Annotated in this window: 14 protein-coding genes and 2 riboswitches; of the genes, 6 read left to right on the top strand and 8 right to left on the bottom strand. The window is 71.3% G+C overall.

The window, feature by feature from the left end; all coding sequences use genetic code 11:
• Positions 1-21: 21 nt before the first annotated feature.
• Positions 22-1,260, bottom strand: coding sequence for an LLM class flavin-dependent oxidoreductase (locus FB467_RS01800; protein WP_228393160.1), 1,239 nt, complete (start codon positions 1,258-1,260; stop codon positions 22-24).
• Between the two features lie 221 nt (positions 1,261-1,481).
• Positions 1,482-1,596, bottom strand: a riboswitch (SAM riboswitch).
• 313 nt (positions 1,597-1,909) lie between these two features.
• Between FB467_RS01800 and FB467_RS01805 the strand changes: the two genes are divergently transcribed.
• Positions 1,910-3,892: an alpha/beta hydrolase domain-containing protein gene (locus FB467_RS01805; RefSeq protein WP_141783570.1), complete on the top strand. Its 1,983-nt coding sequence runs from the start codon at positions 1,910-1,912 to the stop codon at positions 3,890-3,892.
• Between the two features lie 164 nt (positions 3,893-4,056).
• Here the strand turns inward: FB467_RS01805 and FB467_RS01810 are convergent, their stop codons facing one another.
• The gene (locus FB467_RS01810; protein ID WP_141783571.1) at positions 4,057-5,190 is read right to left on the bottom strand and encodes an LLM class flavin-dependent oxidoreductase; all 1,134 of its coding nucleotides are present in this window, start codon (positions 5,188-5,190) and stop codon (positions 4,057-4,059) included.
• 22 nt (positions 5,191-5,212) lie between these two features.
• A riboswitch (SAM riboswitch) is annotated at positions 5,213-5,328 on the bottom strand.
• Between the two features lie 86 nt (positions 5,329-5,414).
• Here FB467_RS01810 and FB467_RS01815 point away from each other — a divergent pair.
• Positions 5,415-5,597 (top strand): hypothetical protein, encoded by a 183-nt coding sequence (locus tag FB467_RS01815; protein ID WP_141783572.1) that lies wholly within the window; start codon positions 5,415-5,417, stop codon positions 5,595-5,597.
• A gap of 9 nt (positions 5,598-5,606) precedes the next feature.
• Here the strand turns inward: FB467_RS01815 and FB467_RS01820 are convergent, their stop codons facing one another.
• The 4 genes from FB467_RS01820 to FB467_RS01835 form a co-directional block, all read right to left on the bottom strand.
• Positions 5,607-6,155 carry a GNAT family N-acetyltransferase gene (locus FB467_RS01820; protein WP_141783573.1) on the bottom strand — a complete coding sequence of 183 codons (549 nt, stop codon included), beginning with the start codon at positions 6,153-6,155 and terminating at the stop codon, positions 5,607-5,609.
• Between the two features lie 28 nt (positions 6,156-6,183).
• Positions 6,184-7,227 (bottom strand): NAD(P)H-binding protein, encoded by a 1,044-nt coding sequence (locus FB467_RS01825; protein WP_141783574.1) that lies wholly within the window; start codon positions 7,225-7,227, stop codon positions 6,184-6,186.
• On the bottom strand, positions 7,224-7,868 hold the full coding sequence (locus tag FB467_RS01830) for a CPBP family glutamic-type intramembrane protease (protein WP_141783575.1): 645 nt from the start codon (positions 7,866-7,868) through the stop codon (positions 7,224-7,226). The genes FB467_RS01825 and FB467_RS01830 overlap by 4 nt, the downstream gene beginning before the upstream one ends.
• Positions 7,869-7,952: 84 nt before the next feature.
• Positions 7,953-9,953, bottom strand: coding sequence for a penicillin-binding transpeptidase domain-containing protein (locus FB467_RS01835; protein WP_170230521.1), 2,001 nt, complete (start codon positions 9,951-9,953; stop codon positions 7,953-7,955).
• Positions 9,954-10,104: 151 nt separating this feature from the next.
• Between FB467_RS01835 and FB467_RS01840 the strand changes: the two genes are divergently transcribed.
• Positions 10,105-11,223 carry a DNA glycosylase AlkZ-like family protein gene (locus FB467_RS01840; protein ID WP_141783577.1) on the top strand — a complete coding sequence of 373 codons (1,119 nt, stop codon included), beginning with the start codon at positions 10,105-10,107 and terminating at the stop codon, positions 11,221-11,223.
• An 85-nt stretch (positions 11,224-11,308) separates the two neighbouring features.
• Entirely contained in the window at positions 11,309-13,036 is a 1,728-nt protein-coding gene (locus FB467_RS01845) for an HNH endonuclease (RefSeq protein ID WP_141783578.1), read from the top strand.
• Between the two features lie 50 nt (positions 13,037-13,086).
• Here FB467_RS01845 and FB467_RS01850 read toward each other — a convergent pair whose 3' ends face one another.
• On the bottom strand, positions 13,087-13,383 hold the full coding sequence (locus tag FB467_RS01850) for a MerR family transcriptional regulator (RefSeq protein WP_228393162.1): 297 nt from the start codon (positions 13,381-13,383) through the stop codon (positions 13,087-13,089).
• A gap of 141 nt (positions 13,384-13,524) precedes the next feature.
• On the opposite strand from FB467_RS01850, the gene FB467_RS01855 reads away from it, so the two are divergent.
• Together FB467_RS01855 and FB467_RS01860 are read left to right on the top strand one after the other, a co-directional pair.
• On the top strand, positions 13,525-13,980 hold the full coding sequence (locus FB467_RS01855; RefSeq protein WP_228393164.1) for an Hsp20/alpha crystallin family protein: 456 nt from the start codon (positions 13,525-13,527) through the stop codon (positions 13,978-13,980).
• A 509-nt stretch (positions 13,981-14,489) separates the two neighbouring features.
• Positions 14,490-14,825, top strand: a complete 336-nt coding sequence (locus FB467_RS01860) for a J domain-containing protein (RefSeq protein WP_228393174.1) — start codon at positions 14,490-14,492, stop codon at positions 14,823-14,825.
• Between the two features lie 22 nt (positions 14,826-14,847).
• Here FB467_RS01860 and FB467_RS01865 read toward each other — a convergent pair whose 3' ends face one another.
• The gene (locus tag FB467_RS01865; RefSeq protein WP_141783580.1) at positions 14,848-15,192 is read right to left on the bottom strand and encodes a cupin domain-containing protein; all 345 of its coding nucleotides are present in this window, start codon (positions 15,190-15,192) and stop codon (positions 14,848-14,850) included.
• Between the last annotated feature and the right edge of the window lie 103 nt (positions 15,193-15,295).

Genomic DNA, 15,295 nt, shown 5'->3' on the forward strand with positions numbered 1-15,295 from the left:
GGTGTCCTTGGAGTTGGGTGGTCAGGCGCTGGCGGCGTAGCGGTTGACGGCGGCCGGCAGGCCGAGCCGTTCGCGCAGCGTGGAGGGGCCGTATGCGGTGCGGAACAGTCCGGCGCGCTGGAGCGCCGGGACGAGGGCGTCGGTGATCGCCGGGAGGTCGATCGCGTGCTCGGCGGGGCGGAGCCGGAAGCCGGCATACCCGAGGGCGTGCCACCGCTGGACCAGGTCGGCCAGCGCTGCCGCGTCCCCGGCGAAGACCAGGGCGTCGGAGGTGAACTCCTCCCCGGCGACCTCGTCGAGTTGCCTCAGCCGCGCCGCCCCGTCGCCGTGCTCCGGGGTGGACAGCACCACCTCGAGGTCGGCGAAGACCTTGAGCGGGGTGTCGGCGGTCCGGTGCTGCCCCTCCAGCTCGCGGACCTGCGCCAGGATGGCCGCGGCGTCCTCGTCGTCCCGGGGCGTGACGTAGAGGACGTCGGCGCCGCGGGCGGCCAGTTCGTAGGGGATCGGCTGGTGGCCGAGCGCGGTGACGACCGGCTGCCCCTGCGGCGGGCGCGGGGTGATCGAGGGGCCCTTGACCGAGAAGTATTCGCCCTCGAAGTCGATGTAGTGCAGCTTGTCCCGGTCGATGAACCGCCCGGTGGCGGCGTCGCGGATCTCGGCACCGTCCTCCCAACTGTCCCACAGCCGGCGGACCACCTCGATGACGTCGCCCGCCTCGTCGAACAGGCTGCGCAGCTGCGCCTGCGCCTCCGGGGAGGCGAGGTCGCGTGCGTCACGGACGTCCCCGAACGGCGCGGCCCGACGACCGACGTGCGCCGCCTCGGCCGGGCGGGCAGAGACCTGCACCCGCCAACCGGCCCGTCCGAGGCTGACGTGGTCCAGGGTCGCCAGGTTCTTGGAGACGTGGAACGGCTCGGTGTGCGTGGTGGTGATCGTCGGCACGATGCCGATCCGTTCGGTGCGGGTGGCGACCCAGCTGGCGACCAGGCTCGCGTCGAGGCGGCCGACCAGCCGCGAGGTGGTCGGCACCGGGGCGGGACCGAACGGGGTGCCGGCGTGCAGCGCCAGGCTGTCCTCGATGGTGATGAAGTCGATCAGTCCCCGCTCGGCGGTCAGCGCCTGATCGGTCCAGTATCGACCGGTGAAGACCTCGGTGGCCCGGGAGCCGGTCCGCCGCCAGGAGGCGGGGTGCCAGCCGGTGCCGTCCAGGGCGATGGCGAGGTGCACGGGGGTGTCGGAAGTGGGCAGCGTCGAAGTCAACGAGATCTCCTGTGGGTGCAGGGCGGTCCGTCGTCGGACCGGGAGGTGGGGTCGGGGACCCCGGGTTTAAGGGGGAAGGTGCTGCGTGCGGGACGTCGGTCAGCGGTGCTGACAGGCCCCTCGGGCCGAGCGCATCCGAGCGGGCCCGGCGTCCTGACATCGGGCGGACAGGTTGCGCTGCTGCTCCGGGATGACGCTGAACAAGGGAGTGACCTCCGTGGCTGTCGCACTTGCCGATCGCGGTATTGCGACCGGCCCGGTCCTCACCTGGAGCACCCCACTGCGAGAGAGGGTTGCCGCCCAGCAAGCCAGGGCTTGACGCTGGGGCTCATGACCGAGATGAACATAACACGGCATTCGGATGATCCGTCAATAGCGTTATGCATCTCGGCAGCGTGACCTACCTCACCCCCGCCTCCCCGACCAGACGCGCGACCGGTCGGCCCCACCACCCCACCAGACGCGCGACCGGTCGGCCCCACCACACGACCAGACGCGCGACCGGGCGATCCCGACGATCGGCATACAAAGCCTTGACGGCCTCACCGCCGACCCCTACTGTCCAATTGGATAGGCCACTAGGCCAAGTCCTGTGCGGACACCAGGGGGTATCAATGGGGTGCCCTCGTTCCACGAAGGGGAACAGCACATGAAGGCACGCACCATCTGGGGACGGGGAATCTCCGCGACCCTGCTCATCGGAGTTCCAGCCCTGCTCCCAGTAGCGGCCCATCCCGGGGTGATCACGCCCGAGGCCGGCTCCACCGACGCCGACCCTCACCTAGAGATGGTGGTCGAATCACGCACTCCGCTGGAGGGCGTCGACTCCGACTACGAACGGCTCACCGGCCACGTCTACGGAGAGGTAGACCCCGATGACCCGGCGAACGCCGCCATCGTGAACCTGGACAAGGCGCCCGTGAATGACCAGGGGATGGTCGAGTACAGCGTCGACTTCGAGATCCACAAACCGACCGACATGAGCGAGGGCAACGGCACCCTGCTGTATGAGGTGGTCAACCGGGGTAGGCCGCTGATCCCGGCCTTCGTCAACGGCGAGGACACCCTGCTCTACGACGAAGGATTCACCCTCGTGTGGTCCGGGTGGCAGGGCGACCTCCCGGAGTCCGAGGCCACCCTCAACGCCGACTTTCCCGTCGCGACGGACGACGGAGAGCCCATCGTCGACCTCGTCCGCGACGAGTTCGTCGACCAGGGCACGGGGACCTGGACCGGAACGCTGAGCTACCCGGCAGCATCCCTGGACCGCGAGGAGGCCTCGCTGACGATCCGGGAGAAGGAGAGCGACCCGCGCCAGCCCATCGACGACTGGCAATACGTCAACGACCAGCAGATCGAGGTGACCCACCCCGGCGCACCGTTCGACTCCGGCGCCATCTTCGAGTTCATCTACCCCGGGACCGAGCCGACGGTGCTCGGGCTCGGCCTGCTCAGCACCCGGGACATCAACTCGTTCCTGCGGTTCGCCGACCAGGACAAGGAGGGCAACCCGAATCCGCTCGGCGGCGAGTCGATCGACAATGCCGTGGCGCTCGGGGTGTCCCAGAGCGGGCGCTACCTCCGGGAGTTCATCTACGAAGGCTTCAACCAGGACCTCGACGGCCGACAGATCTTCGACGGGGCGATGCCGATCATCGCGGGCTCCCGCCGCATCTGGCTCAACTACGAGTTCGCCCAGGTCGGTCGTTGGTCCAAGCAGCACGAGGAGCACCTGCAGCGCGGCGACCAGTTCCCGTTCACCTACCCCACCATCCAGGACCCGCTGACCGGCGAGACCGACGGGATCCTGCAGGCCTGCAGCGCCACGCAGACCTGCCCCAAGATCATGCACGTGGACGGCGAGTACGAGGTATGGGGTGCCCGCGGCTCCCTCGTGGTGACCGACGGGGACCCGGCCGGACCGACCGACGTGACGATGCCGGACACGGTCCGGCTCTACATGGTGGCGGGCACCCCGCACGGCGGGGCGAACGCCATCCTGCCGCCGAACGACGACCTCGGGATCTGCCAGCAGGTCAACACCCCGCTCGGCACGCAGGCGGTCATCCGATCGCTGGTCCTGCGCCTGGACAGCTGGACGGCAGACGGGGTCACCCCGCCGGCCAGCAACTACGGCTCGGCCGACGCCGGCACGCTCGTCGGCTCGGCGCAGGACGAGACGCGCTTCCCCGATATCCCGGGCGTGACCTACAACGGACTGTTCAACTACCTGAGGGTCACCGACTACGCCACGACGCCTCCGACCGAGGGTGCCGAGTATGCCGTCCTGGTGCCCCGGGTCGATGTCGACGGCAACTCCCGGGCCGGGATCCGGTTGCCCGCTCTGGAGGCGCCGCTGGCCACCTACACCGGGTGGAACCACCGGTCGGCCGGCAACGCGGAAGGCGAGCTGTGCGGCTCCTTGGGATCCTTCATCCCGTTCGCCGCGACGAAGGCGGAGCGGATCGACAACGGCGACCCGCGCCGGTCGCTCGAGGAGCGCTACAGCTCCGACGACCGGTATGTGTCTCGGTACTCGACCTGGGCACACTCCCTGGTCCGCAAGGGCTACCTACTCCCGGCCGATGCCCAGTCGATGATCGAGGAGGCGAAGGGCATCTCCGTCCGCTGACGCCGACCGGGCGCCCGTCGGCAGGACGGCGGGCGCCCGGTCACGCGTCCGGTCGCCCCTAGAGACAGCCCGGTCGCACGTCCGGTCACCCCCTGGGGCCGCCCGGTCGCACGTCCGGTGGGGTGGTGGGGCCGCCCGGTCACACGTCCGGTCGGGTGGTGGGGTCAGGGGCGGGCGAACCAGGCGGCGGCCAGCAGCTCGTGGGAACGCGCCCGCGCCTCGTGGTCATGCGTGATCGTCGTGATCAGCAGCTCGTCGGCGCCGGTCGCGGCCTGCAGCACGCCGAGCTGGTCGGCGACCCTCTCCGGACTCCCCACGAACCGGGTCCGGAGGCGGTCGTCCACCAGGGCCTCTTCCTCGGGCGGCAGCGGGTCGGCGGCGGCCTCCTCGGGCGTGGGATACGGGATCGCCCCGCGGCCGGTGCGGATCGAGGCCACCCACTGCCCGTAGCCGGCCGCCAGGTATTCGGCCTCGTCATCGGTGGGGGCCACGACCACGTCCGCGGAGACCGTCACGTGCGGTGCCGTCAGCCGGTCACCGGGGACGAAGCTGTCCCGGTAGTGGCCGACGGCGTCGATCACCCCGGACGGCGCGACGTGGTAGTTCGCGCCGAACGGCAACGCGCGCTGCCCGGCGAGCGCCGCGGACTCGCCCTTGGAGCTCCCCAGGATCCACAGCTCGGGGTCGCTCGGGGTGTCGGCTGCGGCCCGGTCGAGCGACAACTCCCCGACCTCCAACGTCCCGCCGAGGATGTCCTGGATCGTGGTGACGATCTCGGCATACCCCTCCGGCTGCGCCCCCTTCAGGTAGAGCAACGACTGGCTCGCGCGGAACCGGGGACCGGACAGCAGCGGACCGAGCGCCACCGGCGCTGGGACGAGCAGCCCCTCGGGGGTGGTGTACTCCTGCGCCGCGGGGCGCGGCGGCAGACCCGTCGGTTTGTCAGCCCCCGGCGCCCGGCGCAGTCCGGAACGCCCCAGGCCCAGGTCGATCCGTCCCGGGAAGGCCGCCGCCAGGAGCGCGAACTCCTCGGCGATCGACAGGGCGGTGCGGTGCCCGGCCAGCACCGCGCCCGAGCCGAGCCGGATCCGCGTGGTGTCCCCCGCCGTCAGCGCGATGGTCAGCGCCGGGGACGACCCGACGACCCCGGGGTTGAGGTGGTGCTCGGCGAACCAGTAGCGGTGGTAGCCGGCCGCCTCGGCCCGGCGCACCAGGTCTCGGCTGTTGGTCAGCGCCTGTGCGGCGGTGCCGCCGCTGCTGACGGGGACGAGGTCGAGGACACCCAACGGGACGGGCATGAGAACTCCTGGGACAGATCGGCATACGTGCTTGCGGACCCGGGTAGGCCAGCCTGGTCATCACCTGGAGCACCCCGTCACCATGCGGAAGGGTTGCCGTCCGGCTCAGCCAGGGCTTGGACACCGGAACTCTCGACCGGCACCGACAATACCGACCCGACCGCGGGCGCCGGCAATCCGCCCCCTCCCCGGTGACCACGGCTTTCCTCTAGCCTCAGTCCCCTATGGACGAGGAGCACCAGGACGACCCGCCCGTCACCGTCGCGCAACTCACCCGGGACCGGCTGGGCGAGTTGAGCGCCGGCGAGCGCAAGGTGGGCAGGGCGCTCCTGTCGGCCTATCCCGTCGCGGGCCTGGAGACGGTGGCCCAGCTGCCTCCAGCTGCAGGGAAATCTGATCGGGGCTGAGTGGTCCGATCAGTCCCCGAGGTCGTCCCAGTCGAACGTGCTCGTGCCGCCGCTCTCCCAGTCCTGCCGCAGGATCCCGTAGGCCACCGAGGCGACCGGCGCCCCGCCCTCGACCGGCCACCCCTGCCGGTAGTGCGCCTCCTTGACCCAGCCAGCGCGCAGGAACGTCTTGCGCATCGCGATGTTGTCCTCGCGGGTCTGCCCCTCGAACCGGTTGACCGCTGGCATCGTGCCGAAGACGTGGTCGGCGGCGGCCCGCAGGATCGGCACACCCAGACCCCGTCCCCGGAACGCTCCGTCCAGGCGCAGGTCGAACAGCGGCGCACCATCGGTGAGGTCCTCCAACCGGAAGAAGCCGATCCGGCCCAGCTCGTCGTGCTCGATCCAGAACGAGTCGTTGTCCTCGTCCCGGAAGGCCCCCTCGGCGATCGAGGCCCCGACCTGCTCCGAGGTCAGGCAGGTCCGCACGTGGAACGGGAACTCGTTGCGGGTCATGAAGTCGACGAGCCCGTCCCGGTCGTCACCCGTCGGGTCGAGTCGGACGAAGCTGATGGTCACGGAGGCGACGCTACCGGGCAGCCGGTCATCAGCTGACCCGGCGAGCCGCAGAAACTGCACGGACAAGGGCCATCCCACCGACCGCCCCCACGACCAGTCCGGCAGCCCCGATCGCCGTCGGTCCCCAGCGGTGCGGGTCAGGGTCCGCCTCGCGCAACGCCTCGGCGACCGCCCGGCGGTACCCGGCGGTGCCGCCCGGCGGCGGTCCCACCAGCGCGTCGAGGTCGCGCTCGCGGACCACGACCTCGTGCACCAGGGAGCCGACGAGCGGCTTGGCGAGTCCGGCGTCCAGCGGCGTCACCAGCCCCACCCAGTGACTCGCCAGCCCGGGCGTGAGGACCGGCACGGTCACCACGAGACGGCGACGCAGGCCGGCGACCTGGGCGAACTGCTGCATCATTTCGGCGAACGTCAAGACGTCCGGGCCGCCGATGTCGAAGGTGCGGTTGATGCCGGGGTCGAGATCCGCCGCACCGGCCAGGTAGTGCAGCACGTCCCGCACCGCGATCGGTTGCACCCGGTTGCGCACCCACACGGGCGCGACCATGGCGGGCAGTCGCGTGGTCAGGTAGCGCAGCATGTCGAACGAGGCCGACCCGTCGCCGATCACGACGGCAGCCTGGAGCACGGCCGTGTCGACACCGGACTCCAGCAGGATGCGACCCACCTCGACTCGCGAGGCCAGGTGTGGCGACAGCTCACCCTCCGGGTGCAGCCCGGAGAGGTAGACGATCCGAGCGACTCCGGCCTCCCGGGCAGCAGCGACGAACTCCCGCACCATCCGGGCATCGCCCTCCCGGAAGTCCCCCTGCCCGTCCATGGAGTGCAACAGGTAGTACGCGACGTCGACGCCCTCCGTCGCCCGGCGCAGGCTCGGACCGTCGGTGGCGTCGCCTTGGACGGTCTCGACCTGGCCACCCCACGCCCGCGCGGCCACCGCGTCCGGGTGCCGGCTCAGCACACGCACCCGGTAGCCGCGCGCCAACAGCACCGGCACGAGGTGCCCGCCGATGTAGCCCGTGGCACCGGTCACGAGGACGGTGCGGTCGCGGTATGCCGTGGAGCGGGTCATCGGAGGGCCTCCAGGACGGGGGGAAGCAGGAAGAGGATGCCGGTCGACCAGGTCAGGTGGGTCACGACCGGTTCGAGGACCCCGCCCGTGGACCGTCGCTGCAGCCCGGTCACCACTCCCAGGACCGCGGCCGCCAGGGCGAGCAGCACCACGCCGGCGCCGAGGGTGGTCAACGTGTAGGCGGCCGCGGTCACGGGCACGGCATACCGGGTAGGGACGATGGTGTGCAGCGCGCCGCGGAAGAAGACCTCCTCGCAGGCTCCGGTGACCGCGGTGACCAGCCACACCACCAGCAGTGGGCCAGACGTCGTGTGGTCGAGCAGCCGTTCCACCGGCCCCGCCATGACGGGGATACGAGCCACGAGCACTGCGCCCACCAGGAACAGCCCGACCAACGCGAGTCCGAGCAGGAAGGCAGGGACCGGCCGACCCCGACCGGCGGGCACCGGTGCCCCGATCAACACCGCACCGCCGACCCAGACGACCGCTACGGCCAGCGTCCAGAGGAAGAAGATCGGGTCGCCGGGTTCGCTCCGCACCGCCAACGCCAGGAGCACGGTGCCCAGCACCAGGCTGGCCACGGCGATCAGCGGGGCGGCCACCCGGTGATCGGTCCACACCAACTGTGCCGTCGTCCTCACCGGGCCATTGTGGTCGCTGATCGCCCGACATGTCGGCCGAAGGGGTAGTCATCACAACGCCCACGCGGACTGGGCGGCGATCGATCAGTCCTCGGCCGCCCCGGTGAGGAACGCATCCATCAACGGCCCCGCGGTCGCCGAGCCCCGGAAGCCCTCCTCCACGAACACCGCCACCGCCAGGTCGCCCTGCGTGGCCACCATCCAGACATGGGTCAGGGGCGGGTCCTCCTCACCGAACTCCGCGGTGCCGGTCTTGGCGAGGACCGGGTCGCCGGGGACGTCCTCGAGCATCGAGGCGCCGCCCTGCGTCACGACCCCCCGCATCATCTCCTCCAGCGCGGCGGTCTCCTCCGGGCTGAGTTCCCCGCCGGGGGCCGCGGTGGTCGCGGTGGCGTCGTCCACCCCGCCGTCATGGGCGAGCACCCGCGGCACGACCGTCGAGCCCTGGTGGATGCTGGCGACCACCCCGGCCATGGCGGCCGGGGACACCAGCACCCGACCCTGACCGATCATGGACACGGCGTGCTCGGTCTCGGTCTCCGCGTCCTCAGGGACGGACCCGCTGAAGGCGGTGACCGGCATACCCCAGGTCCCACCCAGCCCGAGGTCGGCCGCGGCCGAGGCCAGGTCCCCCATCGACACCGCGTCGCGCTGGGCGACGAAGGCGGTGTTGCACGAGTGCGCGAGGGCGCTGGACAGCGGGATCTCGCCGAGTTGGGAGGCCGGGTACTCCTCCACGTTGGTGACCCGGTAGCCGTCCACGTCGAGGGAGTCGGTGCACTCGACCGTGCTCTCCGGGGTCATGCCGGACCGCAGCAGCGCGAGCGCGGTGACGAGTTTGAAGGTGGATCCGGGCGCATACTGTCCCGCGAGCGCCGTGTCGACCCCTTCGGACCCCGGCCCGTTCGCGACGGCCAGCAGGTCACCGGACGCGGAGTCGAGCGCCACGATCGCACTCGACGGTCCGACGTCGGCCAACGTCTCCTCGGCGAGTTCCTGCAGCCCGGAGTCGAGCGTGAGCCGGACCGGTTCCGCATCCTCGGCGGCGCGCTCGAGCAACGTGTCGACGACCTCCCCGTCGGCGGACTCCTCCACCACGAGGAGTCCGGGTGAGCCTGCCAGGTCGTCCTCGAGCGCCGCGGCGAGGCCGGACAGCCCGACCACGTCGCCGACCTGGTATTGACCGGGATCGGCCTCCATGATCTCCTGCGTCACCGGGCCCACCCGACCCAGCAGGGGTTGCGCGAAGGTCCGCGTCGGCCCGAGCACCTGCTCCTCCTCGAGGGCGCGGGCCCCCGGGATGTCGTCCGCGGCGGCCGCCAGCGCGTCCCCGTCGCCGTCGGACTCCCGGTAGGTGATCAGGTCCACGAAGGCCTCCGGCCCCGCCGCCTCGACCGCCGCGACGAAGTCACCGGGGGTGATGCCGGCGGCTTCGGCGAGCGCCTGCGCGGACTCCGCGGCCTCGTCCGCCTCGACCAGCGTCTTGTCGATCCCGAACCGCCGCACCGGGCGCTCGGTCAGCAGGGGTTCCCCGTCCCGGTCCACCAGGTCGGCCCGCTCGGCGGCCACCGTCCGGAGCGAGAGGTGGTTGCCCGGCCGTATGCCGAGCACGTCCGGTTGCCAGGTCGCGGCCCACGCCCCGTCGACGACGTTCATCGTCAGGGGCGCCGTGAGTTGGAACTCCTCGTCCCCCTCCAGGTCCCAGGTCAGCGTGAGCGTGGCCTCCGCCGACTCCTCCGTGACGGACACGTCGCCTGCCTCGACGGTCAGGGGTACCTCCCCCATCCCGGCATAGGCCACGTCCCGCGCCTGGGCGGCCTCACCGGCCACCCCGTCGGGCACCGCCGAGGTCACGGCCGCGTCGACACCGGCCGGCGCGCCTTCGGTCGGGTCGCTGCCACCGCCCTCCCCCTCGGCGGGCGCCCCGTCCTGCGGCACGAGCGGCGCCCGGGAGAAGTCTCCGGTCTCCAGCGCCGCAGCCACCTGGTCGGCGACCTCCTGCGGCGACCCCTCCAGCTCGTCGCTGCAGGCGTTGAGACCGACGGCGGCCAGCAGCACGAGCGGCAGGGCGAGGCGGGTCCTCATGGGCGTATCAACTCCGTCGGTCTTCGGTTTCGGACCACGGTGCCACAGTCCGGTGACAGTCGCCGTGGCGCAGGCCTTCCGGCGGATCCGGCCCGCCCTCGGCGTGGACTCCACCTGCCGTCGTCCCCGCCCACCGCTACCGTCGGAGTCCATGGTGCACCACCTCTCCCGACAGGACGCGCGACGGCTCGCGGTCAGCGCACAGGCGCTGACCGCCGACCGGCTGCCCGACCTGATGGCCGTCGCCCGCCGGCTCACCGTGCTGCAGCTGGATCCGGCGCGTCCGGTCGGGGCACCGAGCGCCCAACTGGTGGCATGGAGCAGGCTCGGGTCGGCATACGACCCCGCGGAGCTGGACGACGCGCTCGACCGGCTGGAGCTGGTCGATCTCACCGGCTTCGCGCGACCCGCGGAGGACATCGCCCTGTTCTACGCGGAGATGGCGGCGTGGCCGGGGGTCGACGCGCCCGCCTGGCGGATCGCGCAGGAGGGCTGGATCGCGGCCAACGCGGAGTGTCACGCGGACATCCTGGAGCGGCTGCGCCAGGACGGCCCGTTGCCGGCCAGCGAACTGCCGGACACCTGCGCGGTCCCGTGGCGGTCCTCGGGGTGGAACAACAACCGCAACGTCCGGATGCTGCTGGACCTCATGGTGGAGCGCGGCGAGATCGCGACCGCGGGTCACGACGGGCGCGAGCGGTTGTGGGACCTCGCCTCCCGGATCTATCCGGACCTGCCCGCCGTGCCCCCCGACGAGGCGGACCGCACCCTGCGCGAGCGGCGCCTGCAGGCGTTGGGGATCGCCCGCGCGCGGGCCGCCAAAGCGCCGACCGAGCCCAACGACGTGGGTGACGTCGGCGAGGAGGCCGTGGTCGACGGCGTGCGGGGCACCTGGCGCGTCGACCCCACGCTGCTCGACCAGCCGTTCACCGGGCGGACGGCCATCCTGTCCCCGCTGGACCGCCTGCTGATCGACCGCAAGCGGATGGTCGAGCTGTTCGAGTTCGACTACCAGCTCGAGATGTTCAAGCCCGCGGCGAAGCGGCGGTGGGGCTACTGGGCGATGCCCGTCCTGTATGCCGACCGCCTGGTCGGCAAGGTCGACGCCACCGCGGACGTGGGCTCGGGTGTGCTGCGAGTGGACGCGGTGCACCAGGACGAGCCGTTCGACACGGCGATGGCCGGCGAGGTCCAGCAGGAGATCGAGGACCTGGCGCAGTGGCTCGAGCTCGACCTGAAGATGTCGGAACCGGTGGGAACGGATGCTTGACATCGCACACCTGTACGAGTAGCGTGGTGTCACGAGGTTGGGACGAGGGGTCTCGACCGGGAGGACTCACCGGGGGGTGGGGTGGATGCGACTCATCGAAGAGTCCGTCGGTGTGGACCGGTTGCCCGCCGCGCCGGCCCCGCTCCCGCCGGAGCCCGACAGCCTGATCGGGCAGGTGTCCGCACTACGGGCCCGGTTGCAGGACACCACCGCCGACGAGGTGCCCGAGCACGAGGTGCTGGACGCGTTGCGTGGGCTGGAGGACCTCACCCGTGCCGCCGCAGCCGCCACCGCCCGCCTCTCGGCACGCTTCCAGACCGACGAGCTGGCCCGGCAGGCCTCCAACGGTGTGCCCGCCTCCCGCCGGGGCAGGGCCGTGGCCGACGACCTGGCACTCACCCGCAAGACCTCGCCCTACCGGTCCAGCCGGGAGCTCACCGCCTCCCGGGCGCTGGTCACCGAGATGCCCCACATGCTGGCCGCCCTGGCCGCCGGCGACCTGGATGCCGGCGCCGCGCGCATGGTCACCGAGGAGACCGTCTGCCTCGAGCCACACCACCGGGCACGGATCGATGAGGTGCTCGCCCCGAGGGTCCACGGCATGTCCGCCAATCAGCTTCGGGCCGAGGTCCGCGCGCTGGTCCAGGAGCTGGACCCGCAAGCCCTGGTCCGGCGGGCCCGCAAGGCCGCCAAGGACCGGGGCGTCTGGGTCCGCCCGGTGCCCGATGTGATGGCGCTTCTCTCGGCCCGGTTGCCCGCCGCCGCGGCCATCGCCTGCCACAAGGCCCTGGCCGACCACGCGACCGCGCTCAAGGCATCCGGGGACGAGCGCTCCAAGTCCCAGATCATGGCCGATGAACTGTTCGCCCGGCTCACCGGTCGCAGCGCCGCCGAGGGGGTCGACGTCGAGGTCCAGATCGTGATGACCGACGCCTCCCTGTTCTCCGGCGACCCTGCCGCCGCAATCCTCAACGGCTACGGGCCGGTGCCGGCGCAGTCGGCCCGCGACCTGCTCTACCCCGAAGACGACAGCACCCCGGACGGCCCACCTCCCGCCCAGGACACCCCTGGCGCGAGCACCCCGGACGGCCCACCCCCCGCCCAGGACACCCTTGGCGCGAACACCCCGGACGACTCTGGCCAGGGCGCCACGCCCGAACGGGCACAATCCGACATGGCGCCAACCGACACGCCGCCGAGGGGTTCGACGCCCACTGGGACGACGTCAGCTGGCACAGCGCCCAACGGGACGGCACAGCCCGACACAGGCGCAGGCCTGTGCCCGGACGGCCCGCGGTGCACGAAGTTCTCCTGCAACCTGCTGCACGGGACGCCCCTGCCCAAGGGCCCTCCCGCGCCGTCTCACCACACACCCTCGACGACCGGTGATCCGCCGGCTGGAGTCCCCCCCGCCGCTCGCGGATCCACTCAGTCGGCTGGCAAGAGCACCCTGGAGCGGCAGGCCTACCGGGCGGCCAAGGTCTACCTGCGCCGGCTCTATGCCGACCCGCAGACCGGACGCCTCACCGCACGCGACACCCGCCGGCGACGTCTCCCCGCCGACCTGCGGGCGACCCTCGTCAGCCGGGACCAGTACTGCCGCACCCCATGGTGCGGGGCACCGGTCCGCCACGCCGACCACCCCATCCGGTGGTCCGAAGGCGGAGCCACCGACCTGGCGAGCAACCAAGGACTCTGCGAACGCTGCAACCTCGCCCGCGAACGCGAGCGGGCCTGTCACCTCGCACCCTCCGAGTACCTCCCACCACCACCTATTCTGCCCACCCTCATCCCGCAGCCACGGGCAGGATGAGACCGTCGGTCCGCGACGCACCGGCATCTTCATCGGTGAGCGAAAGACCCTCAGTCGTTCCCCATATGGGCGCGCAACTCAGCGTTCTCGTGTTCCAGATCCAGCACCATCGCCACGCCAGCGAGGTTGAGCCCAGCGTCGAGCAAGTCCCCGATGCGGCGCAGCCGCTGGAGGTCCTGCGGACTGTAGCGACGCGTTCCACCAGCAGTCCGCGCAGGATCGAGCAGTCCACGTGACTCGTAGTGCCGCAGGTTCTGGGCGCCCATGCCCACGAGCTCGGCCGCCACGGAGATGCCATAGACCCCGAGATCGGAATCGGGCACCCGCTCCGGCTCTCGACTGCTCACGCTCGGTCCACCACTCTCGGGGTTGCATCTATCTGTCGCTTGTGCTACAAGAAATCTATGACGTTAGTCATCGATTATACGTCATGAGTTTGACCGACTTGACGTCATGAGTTTGACCGACTTGGCGTGGAGGTGGGACGGATGGTGCTGCTGCGTAGCAATCCCGTCAGGTACGTCGACCCGGCCGCGGAGACACGCCGCCGGACCGACGGACCGTCAGAACGAGCTCGGGTCATCCCGATGGATGCCTGGCGCGAGGATGACGCATTCGTCATCGAGTTCGAGTTGCCGGGCCTCGACGCGGAAGCCATCGGCCTGGATGCTGAGCGGGGGGTGGTCACCATCACTGCCGAACGGCCGGACCTTACGGACGACATCGAGCCGATCGTGGCAGAGCGGCCCCGGGGAACCTTCCGGAGGCACTTGGTGCTGGGTGAGAACCTCGACGTCGACGACTGCGTTGCGAAGTACGACGCTGGCGTGTTGACGTTGCGCGTCCCGCTGGCCCGCGAGACCAGAAGCCACAAGATCCCGATCTCATCGCCAGAGGAGCCTCGCCCGGACGCCGCGTCCACGGAGCGTGGTGGTGGGTCATGACAACGATCACGAGCCCGCCCCCCGTCAGAGACGCTGACCCGGGACACCGAGGAGTTCTCGGTGAGGCGCTTTACGCCGAGCAGGAGTGGATCGACGCCGAGTTCGAGGCCCTGATGCGGTCCGGCTGGCCAGAGCGCCCCGACGGGCAGGACCGGACTCAACCCCCACGACGTCGGCCGCAGGAAGGTCGGCTCACACGGACCCCGCGACCCCTCGTCCCAGCGGCGCAGCGGCGGCGTCACCGAGGACGCGGTCGACAGCGGAGCCCTCCGGGCCCTACATCGTCCACCTAGTCCATGCCCCCGGTGGCCCTGCCGGGTGCAGGATCCCGCGGCTCCCGTCAGCCGGCCGGTTCAGTGAGGTGGCGGCGCAAGAGCGCCCAACGGTGACACCCCGACACGTGGAACTGACCCGGTTGATGGGAGCCGCACCATGCCACGCGAGACGCTGCCGTGTACCGGCTGTTGAAAGGAGGTGCCCACGTGTCTCTCTCGCGGGACCCGTATGCCGTGCTCGGCGTGCCGCGCCACGCCGCCCCTCAGGAGATCAGCCGCGCCTACCGGGTACTCCTCCGCCGGTACCACCCGGACACGCGGCCACCCGTCGCCGCCGCGTCACCAGCCGGAGGTCCGGCATCCGACGCCCGGCTGCAGGACATACTCATGGCCTACGCCGCACTCCGGAAGACTCGCGGCAGAGCCGCGGGCGCTGCCGCGACGTACGAGCCGCACGCGACGCGCATCCCGGTGACCATCCGCCGGGCTCCCGCTCCACCAGGGAGACAGGCTCCAACGATCGTGGCCGGCCCCGTGAGGTGGGGCCCGTCCGAGGTCAGAGGGCGGTAGTCGACGGCCCCGGCAGCCAGTCCTACTCGAGCCACTCCGTGACGAACTCCGGGTTCGCGTGGATGTGCACAGCCTCATACCCCTGCGGCCCCGTCGAGAACCGGTGCGGCGTGTCGGCGGGCACCACGAGCACCTGACCCGCGCGACCTTCCACGGTCTCCGAACCGATGGTGAAGGTGGCCGAGCCACGCCGGATGATGAACGTCTCGGCATACGGATGCTGGTGCAGCCGCGGCCCCACACCGGCCTGCGATGTGGCCTCCAGGATGATCGAGATGTTGGCGTCCCCGGGAAGGCGCTGATAGTTCTCGGTCCAGTCCTCGCCGTCGTCCCGGCCGTCGGCGCGTTCAATGACGAATCCGTCCATGGTTTCGAACCTAACGCTCACGCCCCGGCAGGGCACACCGATTTGGTTCGTCGGAGGTCCCGGCCGCGCCCAACCGTGGCCTCCCGGTCGGCCCTTCGCGAGA

This window comes from Ornithinicoccus hortensis (assembly GCF_006716185.1).
GTDB lineage: Bacteria > Actinomycetota > Actinomycetes > Actinomycetales > Dermatophilaceae > Ornithinicoccus > Ornithinicoccus hortensis.